We start from the raw sequence: 21806 nt of genomic DNA, 5'->3' as shown, positions 1-21806 counted from the left end.
TGATGGCGCTGGCCTCTGCCGGGCGCGGCGGGGCGACGCCGCTGCGCATCACGTTGTGCGGAGTGGCGCTGTCAGGGTTTGCGTCGGCGGTGACGGCGGCGATATTAATTCTCGATGAACAGACGCTGCTGGCGATGCGCACCTGGCTGGCTGGCGACCTGGCCGGACTGAACTGGAGCACGCTGCAGACGGCGCTGGTTCCAGCGCTGATCGGCCTTGGCGTCGCGCTGCTCATTGCCCCACGCCTCAACGTGCTGGCGCTGGGGGATAAGGTGGCGCTGGGCCTTGGCGTTAATCTCGTCCAGACCCGGCTGCTGGGCCTGCTGGCGATTGCGCTGCTGTGCGGCGCGGCGGTGGCGGTGGCCGGGCCGATCGGCTTCGTCGGGCTGGTGGTGCCGCACATGGTGCGCCGTCTGGTGACGGAAGACATCCGCCTGGCGCTGCCCCTGGCCGCGCCGGTGGGAGCGCTGGCGCTGGTGCTGGCGGATATCGCCGCCCGGACGCTGGTCGCGCCGCAGGAGCTGGCCACCGGAGCGATGACCGCCCTGGTGGGCGCGCCGTTGTTTATCTTTATCGCCGCGAGTTTTTTTAAATGACGCGCGCCGTTCACCGGGCCGGTTTTCGGCCGCTGGCTTTCGCCTCCCGTCATCTGCTGCTGCGTCCTGCGGCGTTAAAAATTGCCGCCAGCATAGTGCTGACGCTGCTGGCGCTGGGGCTGTACAGCCTTAGCCGCGGCAGCTATCCGCTGCCCGCGTCGACGCTGGCGCGAGCCCTGCTGGCGCCCCAGGAGATGGGCGAGCAGCCGCGCTTTATTCTGTTTGATATCCGCCTGCCGCGGATCCTGATGGCGCTGCTGTGCGGGGCCATGCTGGGGCTGGCCGGCGCGGCGATGCAGAGCATCACCCGTAACGGGCTGGCCGACCCGGGGCTGATCGGCGTCAAAGAGGGGGCAAGCATCGTGGTTCTGGCGCTGGTGCTGTTTTTCCCGGCGGTAGGCCTGGTCTGGCGGCCGCTGGCGGGGATGGTCGGCGGCATAGCGGTGGCCCTGCTGGTCCTGACGCTGGCCCGCGACTGTTCGCGGCCGCGCTTTATTTTAATTGGCATCGGCGTCTCCTGGAGCCTGGCGGCCGCGGTCGGCATCTTTATGACCACCGCCGACGTACGCGACGTGCAGACGGCGATGATCTGGCTGGCGGGCAGCCTGCAGGCCGCCACCTGGCCGCTGCTGGCGGTGGCTTTTTGCTGGGCGCTGCCCGGGGCCATCATCCTGTTCTGTACCGCCCGGGCGGCGGACGTGGCGCTGCTGGGCGACCGGACCGCCATCGGCCTCGGCGTACGTCTGCAGCAGCTGACGGTGCTGCGCTTTTTTGCGCCGGTGCTGCTGACCTCGGCCAGCGTCTCCTGCGTCGGCAGCCTGGGTTTTGTGGGCCTGATGGCGCCGCATATGGCGCGTTTTGTGCTGCGCGGCGGCCAGGTATCGCTGCTGTGCGGCAGCGCGCTGATTGGCGCCTTGCTGGTGCTGGCGACCGATACCCTTGGCCAGCTGGCGTTTGCCCCGCTGCAGATCCCGGCGGGGATTGTCATTGCCCTGGTGGGCTGCCCGTTCTTCGTTGTCTTGCTCTGGCGTCGCCGTGATGCCCTTTAACCAGGAAGGTAGTATGCGTTGGTTCGTCTCATTGCTGCTGTTGCTGACGGGGGCCGTCAGCGCCGCCGCCCCACAAACTCAAACTTTCACCGATGATTTAGGCCGCACCGTCACCGTGCCGCTGCATCCGCAGCGTATCGTTTCGATGCACGATCTCGACATTACCATTCCGCTGATTGAGCTCGGGGCGCCGCCGATCGCCAGCCACGGCCGGACGCGCCCGGACGGCAGCCACTACCTGCGATCCAGCGCCCAGCTCACCGGCGTCGATTTCGACAACAGCGATATCCGCTTTATTGGCACCGCCGATATCGATCTGGAAGCGGTAGCCGCCGCCAGGCCGGATCTGATCATCACTGAGCCCAGCCGCCACGTGTCGGTAGAGCAACTGGAGAAGATTGCCCCGACGGTGAGCATCGACCATCTGCAGGGCAGCGCCCCGGAGATTTACCGCAAGCTGGCGCAGCTGACCGGCACCCAGCCGCGGCTGGCGATCCTCGAGCGCCGCTATCAGGAACAAATTAAACAACTGAAAGCGATGGTCAACCCACCGCAGTACAGCGTCTCAGTGATCCAGGCGAACAACGGCAAGGTCACGGTGCATCATTCGTATCATGCGCTGGGCCGGGTGCTGCGCGACGCCGGGTTCCGCTTTCCGCCGCTGATTGAGCGGCTCCCCGACGGCCAGCGCATTGACGTCAGCGCGGAACAGCTGCCGGAGCTGGACGCTGATTTTGTCTTCGCCACCTGGCGGTCGGATACCGGCGGTAAGCCGCAGGATGAGCTGCAGGCGATGGAAGGCGTGATGCCCGGCTGGTGCGACTTTATGCGCGCCTGCCGCACCGGGCACTATATTTTACTGCCGCGGGAAGAGGTGATCTCTAACTCCTACGCCGCGCTGTCCCTGATGGTGGCCCAGGTGCAGTCGCATATTGCCGGCAGGCCGATCCCGGCGGAGGCCAAATGAAAAGCGCGGTAAAAAAAGAGAAGGGCAAAGTCGATCTGTTCGGCGAACGCTATCGCGCCCGGGCGCACCAGCTCTCCCCCCGGCTGCGGGCGGTGGTCAGCTATATCAACGACAACCGCGAGGTGGTGCTGGAGCATACCGCGATGGAGATCGCCACCGCGACCCAGACCTCCGACGCCACGGTGGTGCGTGCCATCCAGGCGCTGGGCTTCGCCGGGCTGCGCGAGCTTAAGCAGACCATGGAGCGCTGGTTCGGCACCTCGGTCACCTCGGCGGAAAAGATGCGCTCGACGGTTACCGCGCTCTCCAGCGACGTCAACTCCAGTATTGATTTTGTGCTTGAAGGCCATCAGCGGGTGTGCGAGGTCCTGTCGCGGGCCGACAACCGCGCGGCGGTGGCTCAGGCGGTGGCATTGCTCAGCGACGCGCGCCAGGTGGGGATCTTCGGTATCGGCGCCTCGGGGATCCTCGCCGAATACACCGCCCGGTTGTTCAGCCGTATTGGCCTGCCGGCGTACGTGATGAACCGCACGGGCTTTAGCCTTGCCGAACAGCTTATCGGCCTGCAGCGCGGCGATGTGCTGATCATGATGGGGCAAAAATCTCCCCATCGCGAAGGATTGACCACCCTGCGCGAGGCGAAGCGGCTGGGTATTCCGACCATCCTGCTGACCCAGGCGGTGGACTCGCGCTTCAGCCAGGAGGCGCAGGTGGTGATCGACGTCCCGCGCGGCGGGGACAGTAGCCGGATGCCGCTGCACGGTACGGTGCTGGTCTGTCTCGAGATGATTGTCCTGTCGGTGGCCTCTACCACGCCACAAAAAACGGTGAAATCCCTGAAACGAATCAACGATCTGCATCGGGCTATCGGTAAATCCGGCGGTAAACGGGGCCATTGAGAAGATAATTCACCAGCGGGAAGGTTTCCGGTTGCATATAAAAGTGAGTGTGTGTATTTTTATGCAAAATAAATGCATAAAAAGGAAATCTCATGGTCAAGAATTTGCTCAAAGCGTGTTGCATGATAGCCGCGCTGACGGCTGCCGGACAGGCGGCTGCGGAAACCTATACCGTCGGCTCCGGCGGCACCTACCGGCCGTTTGAATTTGAAAACAGCCAGAAACAGCTGGAAGGTTTCGACATCGACATCATCAAAGCCATCGCCAAAGCCGAAGGCTTTGACGTTAAGCTGGTCAATACCCCATGGGAAGGCATCTTCGCCACGCTGAACACCGGCGACCGCGACATCATCATCTCCGGGATCACCATCACCGATAAACGCAAACAGATGATCGATTTCTCCGCGCCGTACTTCCCGGCCGAACAGTCTATCGTCGTCGCTCAGGACTCGCAGGTGGATTCGCTGGCGGCCCTGAAAAACGAGAAGGTCGGGGTGGTGAACTCCAGCACCGGCGATATCGTGGTTTCTGAGGTGCTGGGTAAAAACAGCACCGCGATCAAGCGCTTCGACAATACCCCGCTGATGCTCCAGGAGCTGTTTGAGGACGGCGTCAGCGCCGCGGTAGGCGACGTCGGGGTAGTGAAGTACTACATCAAACAGCACCCGGAGAAGCAGTTCAAGCTGGTGCCGGATGCTAAATTTGAGCGTCAGTATTTCGGTATTGCGGTGGCGAAAGGCAACAGTGAACTGCTGGGCAAAATCAACGCCGGGCTGCAAAAGATCGTTGCTGACGGGACTTACGCCAAAATCTATAAAACCTGGTTCGACGACAACGTGCCGACGCTGCCAGCGCAATAATCCACCTTTTTCAGTGACCACGGCTATCGCCCAGGCGATAGCCGTATTTTTTAGGGAAGGACTATGACGGGATTCCGTTGGGAGATCATCGAGGAGTACGGCCCGCTGTTTGTGGACGGCGCCCTGATGACGATTAAATGTACCATTATCTGCGTGATCCTCGGGACGCTGTGGGGGTTAACTCTCGGTCTCGGGCGGATGGCGAAGGCCGAGCACGGGCCGTGGAAATATATTCTCCGCTACCTGGTGCAGTTTCCGGTGCGCTTTTACGTCAGCGCCTTCCGCGGCACGCCGCTGTTCGTGCAGATTATGGTGGTGCACTTTGCGCTGGTGCCGCTGTTTATCAACCCGCGCGACGGCCTGCTGGTGACCAGCGGCCTGATGAGCGCCGACTTTGCCCGCGAGCTGCGCGCCAGCTACGGGGCGTTCCTCTCCTGCATCGTGGCGATCACCCTTAACGCCGGGGCCTATGTGTCGGAGATTTTCCGCGCCGGCATCCAGTCGATCGACAAAGGGCAGATGGAGGCCTCCCGCGCGCTGGGCATGCCGTGGTGGAAAACCATGCGCAAGGTGATCCTGCCGCAGGCGTTTCGCCGTATTCTGCCGCCGCTGGGCAATAACGCCATCGCCATTGTCAAAGACTCGTCGCTGGCCTCGGCGATTGGCCTGGCCGATCTGGCCTATGCCGCGCGCACCGTCTCCGGCGCCTACGCCACCTACTGGGAACCCTACCTGACCATCTCTCTGGTCTACTGGGTGATCACCTTCCTGCTGGCGCAGCTGGTTAACCGTCTGGAAAAGAGGTTTGGCAAAAGTGATTCACATTAATAACTTACATAAGCGCTTCGGCGACAGCCACGTGCTGCGCGGCATCAGCTGCGATATTAAACCGCAGGAAGTGGTGTGCATCATCGGCCCGTCTGGCTCGGGGAAAAGCACCTTCCTGCGCTGCATGAACGCCCTGGAGACGGTCAGCGAAGGCGAGGTGGTGGTTAACGGCTTTGCCGCCCACGACCGGACCACCGACCTCAACAAGATGCGCGAAAGCGTCGGCATGGTGTTCCAGCGCTTTAACCTGTTCCCGCACATGACGGTGCTGGAAAACCTGATCATGGCGCCGATGAATCTGCGCAATATGCCGCGCCAGCAGGCTATCGACCTGGCGGAAGCCTTGCTGGCGAAGGTGGGCTTAAGCGATAAGCGCGACGCCTGGCCCTCGAGCCTGTCCGGCGGCCAGCAGCAGCGGGTAGCCATCGCCCGCGCGCTGGCGATGAAGCCGTCGATAATGCTGTTCGATGAGCCCACTTCGGCGCTGGATCCGGAGCTGGTGGGCGACGTGCTGGAGGTGATGAAAAACCTCGCCAGCGAGGGGATGACCATGGTGATCGTGACCCACGAAATGGGCTTTGCCCGCGAAGTGGCCGACCGGGTGATCTTCATCGACCAGGGCGTGATTCAGGAAGAGGGCAAGCCGGGGCAGATCTTTAGCGCGCCGACCAACCCACGCACCGCCGCGTTCCTCAGCAAGGTGCTGTAAACCGAGCGGGCTGGCGCCAGGCCAGCCCGCTGAGCATTCCGAGTGTATTGACGAAGCTTTTAATCATCCGCGCAAACATTGACTGGGCTCATATATCCCGCGATAACCCCTTTGTTAATCTCAGGGTGTCGATTAGGACTTCTCCAGGAAAATAACGTTGGAAATCTTTTTTTAACCCACTGAAAAATAGCGATTAACTATTTTTCATACGCCAAAAATCATGGTCCGTTAATGACGGACTCGGTTTCGTATGGGTTAAAAAAGGTACGTTATGACAGTTACATGGACGGTCACGCCCGTGGGGTATCAGCACATTGCCAAACGCTGCCCCGCCTGCAATGTGAAACGCGACTTCGCGCCTTCCGGCGCCATCCGGGTGAATTCGCAAAAGAAGCTGCTGGATATCTGGAGCATCTATAAATGCACGCGCTGCGATTACACCTGGAATATCGCCCTGTTTTCCAGGCTGCACGTCAGCAAGATAAACCGTGAACTGCTTCAGCGCCTGCTGCAGAACGATGCAGCCATGGTTCACTATTATGCCGCTGACCTCGCGACGCTGAAGCGCAACCGCGCCGAGCCGTCGGGGCAACCTGATTTTCGTATTCACGAGCAATGGTCGGTTACGTTGATGGCATGTCAGCGGATAACGGTGCGCGTCAGAGTCAGTCAGCCATTTCGCATCAGCCTGCTATCAATACTGAAAAAACAGCTCAAGCTGAGTACGGCTGAAATCCGGTGGTTGGTCGCGACAGGGCATATCGAGGGTATTTCACTAAAACAGCTCAAGACGAAAAAGCTGAAGGCGATGGAATATGATTTTCAGCTGGCGGCGGAAACGCTGTATGCGCGACGCCGGATTACGTTATCACTTTGCGGTAGATAACTTGCCGGGAAGATAAGCCGCAGCGCTTGAGCTGCTGGCTTTTTATTCCTCGGTGAATAAGGACGGCGAAGTTGGCCGTCCTGACTCCCTTATCTCCGTCTGCATAAGCCACCTCCGCTGCAGCCATTCAATCTGCAGACGCATAGTAAACAAACGCCAGCTTATTGCCGTCGGGATCGCGGACGTAGGCGCTGTGAAAACCGTCGCCATACTGCGGCCGGTGACCGGGACCGCCTTCGTCACGTCCGCCGAGTTGCAGGGCGAGGGCATGCAGTTCCGCAATATGTGCGACGGAGCGGGCGTTAAGCGCCACCATCGTTCCATTACCCACCCCGGCAGGCTGCTGGTCAAAAGGAACACCCACGCACAGCCCGCAGGTGTGATTGCCGTTGAAGGTGCCCCAGGACGCCCCCTGTTCGTTACGGCCGGCTTTGACGTGCCCCAGCAGCGCCATTAACGGGTCATAGAACTTGATGGCGCGTGGCAGATCGTTCGTTCCCAGCATAATGTATGAAAACATAGTGTTCTCCTGTTGCGGGCAAAAAGGCCTAAACCTTCAGGCTGGCTGAAGAAGATGTTGCTGACGGAGTTTTAACAAGCGCGAGACCAGCATGATGACGACGATTCCTGCTATCAGCGCCAGGCAGTGAAAAGCAATTCTGCCGCCAGCCTGGAAGTAAACCCAGCGCGCTACTTCCACCGAGGCCGCCATAAAACTGAGCGCCACAATGTTGATGGTGGCTGAAACCGTCCCTTTCGGCAGGGAGTGGGAAAAAAGCGCAAAACGGAATAATACGGGGAACAACAGGCCTGTTCCGAGGGCATAGAGACTTGTTCCTGAAACGGACCACCACCAGGTATGGGACCATGCAATATTTCCCGCCAGTAATACCAACAACCCGGTCAGCTGTATCGGGATAGTGCGCCAGATAAAGCGGGGAGAGGTCGGATCCTTGATAAAACGGGCCACGATGATGCTGGCAATAATAACGCCGCCAAAGACAGGCACCTGGGTCCAGGCATAGGCGCCGCGCGACATCCCGCCGTCATCGATCAGGATCACCGGAGAGAGTGCTACCCAGGTGATTATCGGCAGGTTACTGAATGACAACGCCAGCGCGCCCGTGAGCACCACCGGCTGTTTAAAGGCGCGGACAAACTCGGAAAATACCTCTCCCGGACGAAACCCCCGGCCCTGAGAGGTGACCGTTTCTGGCATGTTAAAAATCAGTAACGCCCAGGCCAGCAAGCTCATGGCGCCGATGATCGCAAACAATAACTTCCAGTGCAGGAAATTCATCAGGCCAGCGCCCGCCAGGGGCCCGATTACCGGCGCCAGCAAAACGATGGATGTCAGCGCCGCCATAATGCGGATAGACTCTTTTTCATCAAAAGCCTCCTGGATGGAGACATAACCGACTGTCGAAATGAAGCAGATACTGGTTCCCTGGATAAAACGGGCGATAAGATATTGATCAATCGACGTGACAAAGATCATGCTGAAGCAGGCCAAAGCAAAGATGATGGCTCCGGTCAGTAGTACGGGGCGGCGACCAATGCGGTCGGAGAGCGGCCCCAGCAGCCACTGTAATGCCAGCCCCCCGGCTAAATAGAGGCTGACAGAGGCCGGGGCTAACGCAACATCAGCCTCAAATTCCCGGATGATGTGGATAATACCCGGCTGAATGAGATCGGTAGTCAGATAAGCAGAAAAATCATAGATAACCATCGCCAGCGGAAATAACAAGATTCTGCTAAAACGGATGTACGGTCCCAACGCTAATTTCATACGCGAAGACTCCCTGGTCGGTGACGGTTTCCCTGGTATCGGGGCCTGGTTGATGTGGATCCCTTGCGGCTGTCGTCACAGGCTGGCCGCGGAATGACAAACCGAAAGATAAAATTCGCCTGGCGACGGTCATTGGGTAAGGCAACGCAACGGCATGCAGAGGGAGTGATCGAGCATGGCAGAGGGATAACGCACCGGGTTAACTGGCTGGGGGTGACGTTTCTTATGCGAGGGAGGGGTCTCGCTGCCATCGCGTGGATGTGGAGCGTTTGTCCGCAGGGGACGAGAATGAATAAAGTCGCTTGCTCCTGAGGGGAAACATTCATACCGGGAAACCTTTGTCATCATCATGGGCAAAATAGGCGAACACTCGCCAGTGTCCGCATTCGATTTCAGCGCAGTGATAATCAGTCCGGCCAGTGATGGTCGGAAGTCTGATTATCAGATGATTAGGTTTTCCAGCATCGACGCCTCAGCTATGGGTATGAATTATTCATTAAGGAAATGATAACACCCACATTTGTTATGGGAATTGCGCAGGTAAGAAAATGTGACTTTCGCCCGCTTATTGCGTGAAGCTGATCGCAACAGACCCGGCGCTGCGCTCAGCCTTGCCATGGTACACCGCCTCAATATTATTCCCCTGCGGATCCAGCACAAAAGCGGCATAGTAACCAGGATGATAGTGTCGTTCGCCAGGCGCGCCGTTATCACGTCCGCCATGGGTCAGTGCCGCATGGTAAAAAGCGTCCACCATGTCACGATCTCTGGCCTGGAATGCCAGGTGGTGGCGCCCAGTCAGTTTCCCGGCAGCCTCCGGGCTGCGGCGTGAGGCCACCACCAGTTCGTCGGCCAGCAAGTATTCATTGGCGGTGGTGATAACCGGGATCTCCAGCGCCGACAGTACGGCGGTATAGAAGTTTTTGCTTGCCTCAAAGTCTTCGACAACCAGCAGAATATGATCGATCAATCTGCCACGATGTAAGGTATTACTTTCCATGGGATTTCCTTTCGGCTGGGGGGCCGGCAATGGTTAACAGCAGTGAGCCAGCAAGAACAGGATACCCTCCGGTGAGGGCCATAAAAAAGGGCTGGCGCCAGGCCAGCCCGTGAGGACTACCGTGCGGACTCCGTCGCCTCGTCCATGTCATCTTCCTGCTCACTGGCAAGCAGGGTTTTCTCGTTTTTGCACAGACACTGAATCAACAGGAACAGCACGCCGCTGGCCACCAGGGTGACGATCAGGCCATCGTAACCAGTGATGCCGATCAGCATGCCGCTGACTACCGGCCCGGCCACACTGCCGGCGGACCAGAAAAAGCCGAACAGGGCGTTAATCATAATCAGCTTCTGCCCATTGAAGGTTTTCCCCGCCCGCACCAGCGACAGGGTATAAAGCGCGCCCGCCGCGGCGCCCAGCAGCAGACAAATGGCCATCAGCTGAATGCGCGAGCCGAGCATCAGCGGCAGGGCCAGCAGCGACAGGCTGAAAACCACCGCGCAGCTCAGATGCACGCGGCGAATCCCGACCCGGTCGGCCAGCCAGCCGAGCGGGGTCTGGAACATCGCATCTCCGGTCAGCACCACGGTGACCAGCAGCACCGCCAGCCCTTCATTCAGCCCTTTGTCCATGCCGTACAGCGGCAGCAGGGCGAGGATGCTGGCGTCAAAGAAGGCGAAGCAGAAGACCCCGGAGGCCAGTACCGGCAGAAAGGCGCCGAGGCTGCGCCAGCTGGCGCGCTCCCCGAGGCTTTCACGAGTGCCGGTGGGCAGATGGCGCAGCATCAGCAGGCAGACGGCGGTGACCGCGACAATCGCTATCAGCGCTGATGTCTGCCAGGCTGGGCCGACGGAGATTAGCAGCGGCCCGGCCAGCTGGCAGCCGGTAAAGGCCGAGGCGTAGAGACCGGTGAGGGTAGCGCGCTGGCTGCCCGCCGCGCCGCCGGTGATCCAGCTTTCGCCGAGTACGATAATGACCCCGGAGGCCAGGCCGGTCAGCAGGCGCGGCAGCAAAAGCAGCGTCATATCGGTAGTCATGCATGAGGCGATGGTCGCCAGCGCCAGCAGGATCAGACTGCCGCTCAGCAGCACGCCCATTTCAACGCGCCGGCACAGCGCAGGAGAGAGGAAAGAGGAGATCATCATGCCGGCGGGCGGCAGGGCGGCCAGCAGGCCGACGTACAGCGGCGCGATCTGCTGCTGCGCCAGCTCAAGACTGATTAACGGCACCGTATAGCCGGTGATAAATCCCACAAGCGACGCGGCCATGATCATCGCCAGCGTGGGGGCAAGACGATTCTGGTCTGGGTTAAACATTTTATTTCCGATGACGGAGAGGTCAGTAGTGGATCCTTCGGCAAATTGCCGTCCTGAGTTGCATAATAATTAATCGACTGGCCGTTGTCACCGTTGAAATCACTACCAAAAAAGGACCGCAGGGCGGCAGGTGGGCTGTACGCCGCGCCGCCGCCGCATTTCGTGACGTTGTCAGCGTGGTAACGACAGGATATAACGGAGGGAGCGGCAGCGCCCCGACGCCGGTGAGCGACGGGGAAAAACGCGACGCATGACCGATTATTCAGCATTACGCTATGCAGGAAAGGAGTAATACATGGCCGTATCGCCGTCACTGATCGCCGAAGCCGTTGGCTGGCGACGTGAATTTCACGCCGCGCCTGAGCTCGGATATCAGGAGCAGGAGACCTCGCGCCGCGTTGCGGAGCTGCTGGCCTCGTTTGGGCTGCAGGTGCACCGCGGGCTGGCCGGCACCGGCGTCGTGGCGACGCTGGAAAACGGTCCCGGGCCGGTTATCGGCCTGCGCGCCGATATGGACGCCCTGCCGATCACCGAGCTGGGGAGCGTCAGCTACCGTTCACGCCGCGCCGGGGTGATGCACGCCTGCGGCCACGATGGCCATACCGCGATGCTGCTGGCGGCCGCCGCCCATCTGGCGCAGACCCGCCATTTCAGCGGCACCGTCCACTTTGTCTTTCAGCCGGCGGAAGAGAACCTCGGCGGTGCGCGCAAAATGGTGGAGGAGGGGTTGTTTGAGCGCTTCCCGATGGACGCCATCTACGCGCTGCATAACTGGCCGGGGATCCCTCTTGGCGAAGTGGCGCTCAGCGATGGCGCGATGATGGCCTCGCTGGACGCCTTCGAGATCACCCTGCGCGGAAAGAGCTGTCATGCGGCGATGCCGGAGAGCGGGGCCGATCCGATCGTCGCGGCGGCGCAGCTGATAATGGCGCTGCAGACCATTCCTTCCCGCCGCTTGTCGCCGCAGGATTCCGCGGTGGTCAGCATCACCCAGATAAACGGCGGCGAGGCGATCAACGTCCTGCCGGACACCGTGGTGCTGCGCGGTACCTTCCGCTGCCTGAGCAATCGCGTTCGCGCCCGCGTGCGGGAGCTTATCGAAAGCTATGTGGCAACCCAGCCGCAGGTGTCCGATGTGCAGGGTGAGATTAGCTGGTTCCCGGGTTATCCGGTGACCAAAAACCATGCGCTGCAGGCGCAGCAGGTGCGCGAGGTGGCCGTCGCCACTCTCGGCGCGCAAGCGGTGCGCTGGAATCAGGCGCCGTCGATGGCCTCCGAAGATTTTGCCTGCATGCTGGAGGCCTGTCCGGGGGCCTATTTCTGGATAGGCACCGACGGCGAAACCCCGTCGAAGCCGCTGCATAACGCCAGCTATGACTTTAACGATGCGCTGATCGGCCCCGGCGTCGCCATGTGGGTGGGGCTGGTGGAGAAACAGCTGCCGGCGGCGTAACCCACCGGCAGCGGCAGAGGGAGCGCGCTGCGCTCCCTGAGGTCAGACGTCGGCAGCGGCTTTCAGTCGCGCTTTCATGTCGCTGTAGGCCGTCCAGGCATAGTGCTCCGCCCATTGCTGGTCGGCAATCGCTTCCACTTTCACCGCACAGTATTTGGTTTCCGGCGTTTTGGAGATCGGATCGAGGTTATCCTGGGTCAGCTCATTGCAGGCGCCCACCCACCACTGATAGGTCATATAGACCGCCCCCGGATTGATGCGATCGCTGAGGTCGGCGCGGGAGATCACCTTCCCGCGCCGGGAGCTGACCCACACCAGCTGTTTGTCGGCGATCCCCAGTCGTTGCGCATCCGCGGGATTCATCTGCACCCGTCCCGGCTCGTCGGCCAGCGACTGCAGCGCGGCGCAGTTGCCGGTCATCGAGCGGCAGGAATAATGCCCGACTTCCCGCACGGTGCAGAGCACCAGCGGCCACTCGTCATCCGGGCGCTCCGCCGGCGCGCGCCAGGCGGTGGCGAACAGCTGCCCTTTACCCGAGGGGGTGTCGAAGCGGTTGTCTTTATACAGCCATGGCGTACCGGGATGATCGAGGGTCGGGCACGGCCACTGGACATGGCCCATATCGCCCATTTTATCCCAGGTCACGCCGTAGAACAGCGGGCAGAGCTCGCGCATCTCGTCCCAGATCTGCTGGTTGTTCTCATAGTGCATCGGATAGCCCAATTCGCTGGCCAGCAGGCTAATGATCTCCCAGTCGCGCTTCACATTCCCCGCCGGAGGGATCGCCTGTTCAAACCGCTGGAACCCGCGGTCGGCGCAGGTGAAGACGCCGCCGTGCTCGCCCCAGGAGGTGGCCGGCAGCAGGACATCGGCCATTTCCGCTGTTTTGGTCATGAAGATGTCCTGCACGACCACGAAGTCCAGCGCCTCGATGCCTTTGCGCACCAGGCCGAGGTCGGCTTCGGTCTGCAGCGGATCTTCGCCCATGATATAATAAGCTTTGATCTCGCCGGTCAGCGCTTTATGCGGCACCTCGGTGATGCGGGTGCCGACCTGGTCGTCCATCAGCGCCGGGTCGATGCCCCAGGCGGCGGCGAATTTCGCCCGCACGGCGGGGTCGGTGACCTCCTGATAGCCGGGAAACAGGTTCGGCAGCACGCCCATATCGCAGGCGCCCTGTACGTTGTTTTGCCCGCGGACCGGCCCCACGCCGACGTTGGGCCGTCCCAGGTTGCCGGTGAGCAGCGCCAGGCTTGCCAGGCCGCGCACCACGTCCACCGCCTGGCCAAACTGGGTGACCCCCATGCCCCACATAATGGTGGCGGATGGGGCGGCGGCGAACATGCGCATCGCCTCCCGGATTTCCCGCGCGCTGACCCCGACAATCCCTTCCACCGCTTCCGGGGCGTAATCCTTCACCGCCTCGCGGTAAGCATCCAGCCCTTCGGTATAGCGTTCGACATAGGTTTTGTTGTACAGCTCCTCCTCCAGCAGCACATAGCCGAAGGCATTTACCAGCGCCATGTTGCTGCCGTTGTTGAGCTGCAGATGACGATCGGCAATGCGCGCGGTTTCAATGCGCCGCGGATCGCAGACGATGATTTTGGCGCCGTTGTCCCGGGCCTTGATTACCCGGCGGGCGACGATGGGATGGGAGTCGGCGCAGTTGTAGCCAAAGACCAGCAGGCACTTCGAGTTTTCGATGTCGCTAATCGAGTTGCTCATCGCCCCGTTGCCCAGCGCCTGCTGTAGCCCGGCGACGGAGGGGCCGTGGCAGACGCGGGCGCAGCAGTCGACGTTATTGGTGTTCAGCACCGCGCGGGCGAACTTTTGCATCACATAGTTGGTTTCGTTGCCGGTGCCGCGCGAGGAGCCGGTGGTCATGATGGCGCGCGGGCCATGCTTCTCTTTGATCTCCTTGAGCTTGCTGGCGGTATAGCGAATCGCCTCCTGCCAGCTGACCGGCGTGAAGGCGCCGCCTTTCTGGTAGCGGATCATCGGTTGTTTAAGACGGGGCGTCAGGAGCTGCGTATCGTTAAGAAAATCCCAGCCGTAGTAGCCTTTCAGGCACAGCTGGTTCTGGTTGGTGACGCCGTCGGCGGCCTCCGCGCGAATGATTTTATTGTTGTCGACAACCAGTTTAAGTTTGCAACCCGCCCCGCAGTAGGGGCACACGCTCGTGATTTTTTTCATCAGTAACAGACCTGTTAACAGTGAACTGAGGATCGCTGTCGCGCCGGGCCCGACGGACAACGATCGCGGTATCGCCTGGTGGTGATGCAGACGCAGGCCTGTTGCGCTATGCAGGTCTTGTGCCAGAATTTAAACTCTTGATCTGTATTGAAAAATGAAAAGAGATTGATGACGGGAGCATGACCTCGTCACTAATGACGATGACGCAGAGCGCCGACGTCAGACGCTCTGCGGGGTAACACGCGGCTAGGCGAGAGGGCGGCAGAGGTCGAAGTGCGATTCGCTCAGGCCGACGTCGCGCGCGGCGGCGCAGATTGCCTGCCAGCTGCCGGCATCCAGCGGGATCCCCTGCGCCAGCCGCGCTTCGCGGTTGGCGGCCTCCCATTCGCCGGGCGCCAGCACCGGGGCATCGGCATCGTGCGGCGACTGCTTACACCATGCGATAAAGGCCTCCGTCTGCGCCTGGCTGTCTGGGGCATCGAACGCGTCCGGGCGCAGGATGATCGTGGTCATGCAGTTAAAGATGGCGTCGACGCTGGTCTGCAGGCTCTCCTGATGGGTGGTTTGCCCGCCGGAGAGCGCGCCGCCGAGCACTTCGCACAGCGTCGCCAGGGCATAGCCTTTGTGCTGGGCGAAGGTGAGTAGGGCGCCCAGCGGCGAGGTCTGCATCACCGCCGGGTCGGTAGTGGGTCGACCCTCGGCGTCAATCAGGCAGCCGGGGGCCACGGCTTCGCCTTTATGCCAGGCGACGCGGGTTTTACCAAAGGCGATGGCGCTGGTGGCGTAGTCCAGCAGCAGCGGCGGATGGCCCGCGCGGGGAAACACCACGCACAACGGGTTGGTGCCGAAGCGGCTGTCCTTCCCGCGGAACGGGGCGACCATCGGGTCGCCGATGACGCTGACGAAGTGAATGGAGATCAGCCCGGCGGCGGCGCACTGTTCGGCCCAGTAGCCGATGCGACCGACGTGATGCGCATTGCGCAGGGCGATAGCCGCCATACCATGCTGCTTCGCCTTTTCAATGCCTAACTGCATCGCTTCGTGGGCGACCACCTGGCCGAAGCCGGCGTTGCCGTCGAGGGTGACCACGGCGCCGGCGTCTTTGGTCACCGTGGCGTGGCGGTTGAGCTGCAGAAAACCACCGGCGTGGGATTTGACGTAGCTGGGGATCATCCCGACGCCGTGGGAGTCATGCCCGGCAAGATTGGCGGCGATCAGATGGTCCGCGACGAGGGTGGCTTCCCCTGGGGTACTGCCGAGATGGGTAAACAGTGAGACGACAAACTGATGCAGATCCGTCGCCAGAAAGCGGTGTCCTGTAGGCACTGATTCTCTCCTGTAGTCTGTTGTTATTTTGTTATGTTTGCCGTTTTATGCTGCGCCGCCCGGCGCAGAAGGTCAAGGGCGGCGTCTCCCGGCGACATGCCGCTGCGCCAGCGCCTGCGCATACGACAGACGATAAAAAACCGGGCCGGGATCGCGTTTTAATTAACGCCATAAACACCACATTTTTAAATTCTGCCAGTGTCACAAAAGCCAGAAAAAAGCCATCCCCGTCGTTGCAAGGGGAGCTGATACCACTATATGTTAAATTTGTGTTTATTAATTGATGATTAAAGGTTGGTATCATGTATAAGAAAATAAGTGGTTTAGTGGTTTCACTGACGGCCGTTTTCGCCTGTGCCGCCTGGGCGGAGGTGCCTGCGGGCTATCCCGCGGATTATCAAAAAACGATTGATGCCGCCGTAAAAGAGGGCAAGGTGGTGATCTATTCCACGACCGATACCAAAGCGGCCGGGCCGTTAATTAAGGGATTTGAAGCGCAATACCCGGGTGTAAAAGTCGAATATAACGACATGAACAGTACTGAGCTGTATAACCGCTATATCAGCGAACAGGCCGCCGGGGGCGGCAGCGGGGATGTGGTGTGGAGCTCATCGATGGATACCGCGCTGAAATTAGCCACCGAATACGCCGAACAATATGCCTCGCCGGAGGTGAAGCAATTACCCGACTGGGCGGTCTGGCAGCAAAAAGCCTATGGCACTACCTATGAGCCGGTGGTGTTTATCTATAACAAACGGCTGATCCCGCAGAATGAGGTTCCGGATTCGCATACCGCGCTGGCAAAACTTATCGCCAGCCAGGCCGATAAATTTAAAGGCAAAGTCACCACCTACGATATCGAAAAATCGGGCCTCGGCTTTATGCTGGCGGTACAGGACAGCCAGGCCGACGCGAACTATTTTGCCGACCTGGCGAATATCGCCAAAGGCGGCCTGACGGTGCAGTCTTCCACCGGCACAATGATGGAGCGCGTCTCCTCCGGCGAAAACCTGATCGGCTATAACATTCTTGGCTCTTATGCCGAAGCGCGGGCGAAAAACGATCCCTCTTTAGGTATTGCCTATCCGAAAGATTACGTGCTGGTGCTCTCCCGCGTCTCGTTTATTAGCCAGGAGAGCGAACATCCCAATGCGGCAAAATTGTGGCTCGACTATGTCTTGTCGGAAAAAGGCCAGCAGATCCTCGCCAGCCAGGCGGATATTCCCTCTATTCGTCGCGATATTGAAGGTAAAAATGATATCGATGGTATGACCGCGCTGTTGGGCAAAGCGTTAAAACCTATCCCGGTCAACGAAACGCTGCTCGATTATTTACAGCCGCAAAAACGTCTGCAGTTTATTAAACAATGGCGCAGCGCCGCCGCGAAATAATCCTCCTCAGGGGCATCGCCGATGCCCCTATTCACACCCGGCGGGTTTATTCACCTGACCGAAGGGATGAACCATGAACGTATTACGCAGAAAGTGGCAGGGGCTGCCGCGCGGCGTGGTGGTGTGCATCACGGCGCTGGTGATTTATGTCCCACTGTTATTTATTGTGGTGCAGAGTTTTCTTTCGGCACCGTTCTTTTCCCGCTCCAAATCGTGGAGTCTGGAAGCCTTCGCCTTTATTTTTACCGACCCGGATTTTTATCTGGCATTAAGGTCAGGTTTTATTCTGGCCTTTGGCCTGGTGATTATCGCCATTCCACTGGGCGGTATTTTGGCGTTTCTGATGGTGCGCACCGATTTACCCGGCCGGCGGATCATTGAGCCGCTGATCCTGGTGCCGATCTTCGTCTCGCCGATGGTGCTGGGCTTTGGCTACGTGGTGGCCGCCGGGCCGGTAGGCTTCTTTTCCCAGTGGGCGCAGCAGCTGATCGGCTTTGTGCCGTGGAATATCTACTCGATGTTCAGCATTGTGGTCATCGCCGGCTTAACCCACGTTCCGCACGCCTATCTTTATATCTCTTCGGCGCTGCGCAGCGTCGGTTCCGACGTGGAAGAGGCGGCGCGCACCGTCGGCGCTACCCCGCTGCAGGTGATGACCTCGGTGAGTCTGCCGATGGTGCGGCCATCCATCCTTTACGCCTGCGTGCTGCTCTTCTTCCTCGGTCTGGAGGTTTTCGGTCTGATGCTGGTGCTGGGCGACCCCGAGGGCAACATGGTGCTGGCGACCTATCTTTATAAGCTGACCAACAAGCTCGGCACCCCATCCTACCATCTGATGGCGGCGGTAGCGGTGGTGCTGATCTGCATTACCATCCCGCTGGTGATGCTCCAGCGGCGACTGATGCGCACCGCCAACCGCTTTGTCACCATGAAGGGCAAGGCGTCGCAGGCGCGGGCGCTGCCGCTGGGCAAATGGCGCTGGGTGGCCGGGGCGGTGGTGGTGGCCTGGCTGACGGTGACCATCGGCGTACCGCTGCTCGGCGTGGCGCTGCGCGCCTTTATCTCCAACTGGGGCGTCGGGGTGTCGCTGTGGGATGAGCTGTCGCTGGCGACGTTCCACAATATCTGGCAGCAGCCCAACCTGCTGCGGGCGATCGTCAACTCGATGGCTATCGGCATCGTCGGCGGCGCGCTGGCGGTGATCTGCTATCTGTTTGTCGGCATCGCCATGCACCGCAAAGCGGACAACGTCACCCGCTTTCTCGACTACAGCGTGCTGGTCCCGCGTGCGGTGCCGGGGCTGCTGGCCGGTCTGGCCTTCCTGTGGGTGTTCCTGTTTGTGCCGATGTGGCTCGATCAGTCGCTGAAGCACGGCTGGCTCTCGGCGCTGCCGGTGGCCGACTGGCTGCGCGAACACCTTATCGTGCAACTGCGCGCCCTGCGCAACACTATCTTCAGCGTCTGGCTGGCCTACACCGTGGTATGGATGGCTTACGGCCTGCGGCTCATCTCTTCGACGCTGCTGCAGGTGGGCCCGGAGCTGGAGGAGGCGGCGCGCAGCACCGGCGCTTCCCGGGGGCAGATCACCCGCCACGTGACCGTCCCGCTGTCGCGCTATGGGCTGATTGGCTCCTGGCTGCTGATGTTCCTTATCTTTGAGCGTGAGTATTCCACCGGCGTCTATCTGCTGTCGCCGGGTACCGAAACCATCGGCTCGATGCTGGTGTCGCTGTGGGCGGCGGGGGCCATCGATATCGTCGCGGCGCTCTCCTTTATCAATATTCTGCTGGTGGTGATTGGCCTTGGTATCGCCCTGCGCTTTGGAGTGAAATTACATGATTGAGTTATCGGTAGAAAATCTGCATCTCACCTATGGCGACAACCCGGTGCTGAAGGGGGTTTCCATGACGCTTGGCCGGGGAGAGGTGGTGTCGCTGCTGGGGCCTTCGGGAAGCGGCAAAACCACGCTACTGCGGGCGGTGGCCGGGCTGGAAAAACCGACGAGCGGACGGATCGCCATCGGCAACCGCACGGTGTACGACGGCACGCCGCGCAGCGAGATCCCGGCCGAAGAGCGTAACCTCGGCCTGGTCTTCCAGTCCTATGCCCTGTGGCCGCACAAAACGGTGTTCGACAATGTGGCCTATCCGCTGAAGCTGCGTAAAGTGGCTGCGGGGGAGATAAAAGAGCGGGTGCAGCGTGTGCTGGATCAGCTGGGGCTGGGGCACCTTGGCAACCGCCATCCGCACCAGCTCTCCGGTGGCCAGCAGCAGCGGGTGGCCATCGGCCGGGCGCTGGTTTACAACCCGCCGGTGATCCTGCTGGATGAACCGCTCTCCAACCTTGACGCCAAGCTGCGCGAAGAGGCGCGGGTGTTTTTGCGCGAGCTGATCATTAAGCTGGGCCTCTCGGCGCTAATGGTCACCCACGATCAGAATGAAGCAATGGCCATCTCCGATCGTATTCTGCTGCTGAACAATGGCGTCATTGAGCAACAGGGGACGCCGCAGGAGATGTACGGCAGCCCGGCGACGCTGTTCGCCGCTGAGTTTATGGGCAGCAATAACCGCCTGCACGGCAAAGTAATGGCGCTGGAGAACGGCAGGGCACGGATCGAAGGCGCCAGCTGGAGCCTGTGGGGGCGAGCGGGCGAGGGGGTTAGCGTTGGCGAGCCGGCGACGGCGGTGATCCGCGTCGAGCGCCTGCGACTTGACGGCGCAGCGCAGGATAACAGCCTCCAGCTACCGCTGCTGACCAGCATGTACCTCGGCGACCGCTGGGAGTACCTGTTCCGTACCGAAGGCGACGACTTTCCGCTGCGCGCCTACGGAACGGCGCTGCGCGATGCCGAACACTGCCATCTGACGCTCCCGGCGGAGGATGTGTGGATTTTTCCGCAGCGGTAGCCGCCCGTTACCCCGCCAGATGGCACACGGCTTCAATATTGTGTCCGTCTGGCGCAATCACAAACGCGGCGTAGTAACTGGCGTGGTAGTTTGGCCGTAGCCCCGGCGCGCCGTTGTCCTTTCCTCCGGCGGCCAGCGCCGCCTGCCAGAAGGCATCGACCTGCTCGCGGCTGTCGGCGCGAAAGGCAATGTGCAGCGGCGCCGGTTTTTCCGCACTTTGATAGAGGCATAGAGAAGCATCGCCGCTGCCGGCCAGCTCTGCGCCGTAGCTCGGTTCGCCTTCGCCAACCAACGTTACGCCAAGCGGGGCCAGGGCCTGCAAAAAGAACGCTTTGCTGGCGGCATAGTCGCTAACGCCGAATTTCACATGATCGAACATATCTTCTCTTCTCCTGTGGATGGGATATCGCCAGCTGAAGGCGCTAGCCGGACAATAGATACAAGATAGTTAACAACGGTTATTAACTTTTTTAACAGCTCAAAATGTTTAATTATTCCTAATACGAGTATTTACAGACGTTTAATCTGCCATGTACCATAAACAAAAAATAACATTTGTGATACAAGTCACTCTTTTTTGGCGCATGGGTAAGCTCAGCGCGGTGTGAATGCCGCTGGTTTACCGCCTCAAGGTTATGGCAGCACTCTTCTCACGATGACAGACCGGTGAATTTCTCTCCGATTTTCCGCGTTTCGTTGAGAATCGTCTACTATCCAAACGATAACCCTATAAATGATATCGCCTCTGGCGATGTTTTATCCGACTTGCCGGGCCGGGCCAGACGCTAAGCGGTTTAAAAGCGCAATGGTATCGGTTCCAGCACGACATTCACTGGTTTTGTCAGCGACAAAAACAGTAATTTTCAGTGACAGGAATGTGATGATGTCGAGCGAGAAAACCAACAATTCCAGGCGTGATTTCCTGGTGAAATCGATGGCGCTGATCCCGACGGTGGTGATCGGCGGCGCGGGAGCAGGGGCTATTGGCGTGGCCACCAGCGCGACCGCGCAGGCGGCCCCCGCTTCAGAGCCAGCCTCCGGGAACACCGCGGCGGCCAGCGACTGGAAGCCGCAGTTCTTCAACGATCGTGAGTGGGCGTTTATCAACGCCGCCGTCGCTCGCTTAATCCCGGCGGATGAACTCGGTCCCGGCGCCAAAGAGGCCGGCGTGCCCGAGTTTATCGACCGCCAGCTCAATACCCCTTACGCCACCGGCTCCATCTGGTATATGCAGGGGCCCTTCAATCCCGACGTGCCGAAAGAGATGGGTTATCAGCTGCCGTTGGTGCCCAAACAGATCTATAACCTCGGGATCGCCGACGCCGAGGCGTGGTGTCAGGACAAATATCATAAAACCTTCGCTGAACTGAGCAGCGAGCAGCAGGACGAGGCGCTCGGCCTGTGGGAATCGGGTAAAGCCGAGTTCAAACAGCTGCCGGCCTCGCTGTTCTTCACCTATCTGCTGCAAAACACCCGCGAAGGGTTCTTCAGCGACCCGATGCATGGCGGCAATAAAGGCATGGTCGGCTGGACGCTGATTAATTTTCCCGGCGCGCGCGCCGACTTTATGGACTGGGTTGAACGGGGCGAACGCTACCCCTTCCCGCCGGTATCAATTAATGGGGAGAGGGCGTAATC

19 protein-coding genes and 1 pseudogene are annotated in these 21806 nt (G+C 60.2%); 13 read left to right on the top strand and 7 right to left on the bottom strand.

Translation table 11 applies throughout. The features are described from left to right. The 8 genes and pseudogenes from RRF55_RS24500 to RRF55_RS24465 form a co-directional block, all read left to right on the top strand. A partial coding sequence (locus tag RRF55_RS24500) for a FecCD family ABC transporter permease (protein WP_439419183.1) occupies positions 1–596 on the top strand: 596 nt, incomplete at its 5' end. Then, complete coding sequence (locus RRF55_RS24495; protein ID WP_032415103.1) at positions 593–1645, top strand: FecCD family ABC transporter permease; 1053 nt, start codon at positions 593–595, stop codon at positions 1643–1645. The genes RRF55_RS24500 and RRF55_RS24495, both read left to right, overlap by 4 nt. Then, entirely contained in the window at positions 1635–2612 is a 978-nt protein-coding gene (locus RRF55_RS24490; protein ID WP_162869786.1) for an ABC transporter substrate-binding protein, read from the top strand. Before RRF55_RS24495 ends, RRF55_RS24490 begins: the two co-directional genes overlap by 11 nt. Further along, positions 2578–3511: pseudogene (locus tag RRF55_RS24485) on the top strand (MurR/RpiR family transcriptional regulator). Before RRF55_RS24490 ends, RRF55_RS24485 begins: the two are co-directional and overlap by 35 nt. Before the next feature lie 92 nt (positions 3512–3603). Further along, positions 3604–4371: a basic amino acid ABC transporter substrate-binding protein gene (locus RRF55_RS24480; protein ID WP_439419182.1), complete on the top strand. Its 768-nt coding sequence runs from the start codon at positions 3604–3606 to the stop codon at positions 4369–4371. Positions 4372–4434: 63 nt separating this feature from the next. Next, positions 4435–5199 carry an amino acid ABC transporter permease gene (locus RRF55_RS24475; protein WP_004151161.1) on the top strand — a complete coding sequence of 255 codons (765 nt, stop codon included), beginning with the start codon at positions 4435–4437 and terminating at the stop codon, positions 5197–5199. Then, complete coding sequence (locus RRF55_RS24470) at positions 5186–5908, top strand: amino acid ABC transporter ATP-binding protein (protein ID WP_004143359.1); 723 nt, start codon at positions 5186–5188, stop codon at positions 5906–5908. Before RRF55_RS24475 ends, RRF55_RS24470 begins: the two co-directional genes overlap by 14 nt. A gap of 298 nt (positions 5909–6206) precedes the next feature. Beyond that, the gene (locus RRF55_RS24465) at positions 6207–6794 is read left to right on the top strand and encodes a DUF1062 domain-containing protein (protein WP_074193542.1); all 588 of its coding nucleotides are present in this window, start codon (positions 6207–6209) and stop codon (positions 6792–6794) included. A gap of 127 nt (positions 6795–6921) precedes the next feature. Here the strand turns inward: RRF55_RS24465 and RRF55_RS24460 are convergent, their stop codons facing one another. From RRF55_RS24460 to RRF55_RS24445, 4 genes are all read right to left on the bottom strand, one after another. Beyond that, entirely contained in the window at positions 6922–7314 is a 393-nt protein-coding gene (locus tag RRF55_RS24460) for a VOC family protein (RefSeq protein WP_002908370.1), read from the bottom strand. Positions 7315–7350: 36 nt separating this feature from the next. Then, positions 7351–8583 (bottom strand): multidrug efflux MFS transporter MdtM, encoded by a 1233-nt coding sequence (locus RRF55_RS24455; RefSeq protein ID WP_032415101.1) that lies wholly within the window; start codon positions 8581–8583, stop codon positions 7351–7353. A gap of 565 nt (positions 8584–9148) precedes the next feature. Further along, positions 9149–9583: a VOC family protein gene (locus RRF55_RS24450; protein ID WP_004184361.1), complete on the bottom strand. Its 435-nt coding sequence runs from the start codon at positions 9581–9583 to the stop codon at positions 9149–9151. A 116-nt stretch (positions 9584–9699) separates the two neighbouring features. Then, positions 9700–10899, bottom strand: a complete 1200-nt coding sequence (locus tag RRF55_RS24445) for an MFS transporter (RefSeq protein ID WP_004148650.1) — start codon at positions 10897–10899, stop codon at positions 9700–9702. 295 nt (positions 10900–11194) lie between these two features. On the opposite strand from RRF55_RS24445, the gene RRF55_RS24440 reads away from it, so the two are divergent. Beyond that, positions 11195–12352 (top strand): M20 aminoacylase family protein, encoded by a 1158-nt coding sequence (locus RRF55_RS24440; protein ID WP_004180310.1) that lies wholly within the window; start codon positions 11195–11197, stop codon positions 12350–12352. A 42-nt stretch (positions 12353–12394) separates the two neighbouring features. Here RRF55_RS24440 and fdhF read toward each other — a convergent pair whose 3' ends face one another. Beyond that, positions 12395–14545, bottom strand: coding sequence for a formate dehydrogenase subunit alpha (gene fdhF / locus RRF55_RS24435; RefSeq protein WP_032415100.1), 2151 nt, complete (start codon positions 14543–14545; stop codon positions 12395–12397). A gap of 246 nt (positions 14546–14791) precedes the next feature. Next, complete coding sequence (locus RRF55_RS24430) at positions 14792–15871, bottom strand: malate/lactate/ureidoglycolate dehydrogenase (protein ID WP_032415099.1); 1080 nt, start codon at positions 15869–15871, stop codon at positions 14792–14794. Positions 15872–16173: 302 nt separating this feature from the next. On the opposite strand from RRF55_RS24430, the gene RRF55_RS24425 reads away from it, so the two are divergent. The 3 genes from RRF55_RS24425 (at position 16174) to RRF55_RS24415 (ending at position 20168) form a co-directional block, all read left to right on the top strand. Continuing rightward, a complete protein-coding gene (locus tag RRF55_RS24425; protein WP_032415098.1) occupies positions 16174–17262 on the top strand; it encodes an ABC transporter substrate-binding protein in 1089 nt (362 codons plus the stop codon). A 73-nt stretch (positions 17263–17335) separates the two neighbouring features. After that, on the top strand, positions 17336–19105 hold the full coding sequence (locus tag RRF55_RS24420; protein ID WP_008804520.1) for an ABC transporter permease: 1770 nt from the start codon (positions 17336–17338) through the stop codon (positions 19103–19105). After that, positions 19098–20168, top strand: coding sequence for an ABC transporter ATP-binding protein (locus RRF55_RS24415; RefSeq protein WP_002908292.1), 1071 nt, complete (start codon positions 19098–19100; stop codon positions 20166–20168). Before RRF55_RS24420 ends, RRF55_RS24415 begins: the two co-directional genes overlap by 8 nt. 7 nt (positions 20169–20175) lie before the next feature. Here RRF55_RS24415 and RRF55_RS24410 read toward each other — a convergent pair whose 3' ends face one another. After that, positions 20176–20547, bottom strand: coding sequence for a VOC family protein (locus RRF55_RS24410; protein WP_002908289.1), 372 nt, complete (start codon positions 20545–20547; stop codon positions 20176–20178). A 501-nt stretch (positions 20548–21048) separates the two neighbouring features. Here RRF55_RS24410 and RRF55_RS24405 point away from each other — a divergent pair. Continuing rightward, the gene (locus RRF55_RS24405; protein ID WP_077254434.1) at positions 21049–21804 is read left to right on the top strand and encodes a gluconate 2-dehydrogenase subunit 3 family protein; all 756 of its coding nucleotides are present in this window, start codon (positions 21049–21051) and stop codon (positions 21802–21804) included. The last annotated feature ends 2 nt before the right edge of the window (positions 21805–21806 follow it).

The sequence above is a fragment of the Klebsiella sp. K47 genome, assembly GCF_051858335.1.
GTDB classification, from domain to species: domain Bacteria; phylum Pseudomonadota; class Gammaproteobacteria; order Enterobacterales; family Enterobacteriaceae; genus Klebsiella; species Klebsiella pneumoniae.
This window is presented reverse-complemented; position numbering and strand designations above follow the sequence as displayed.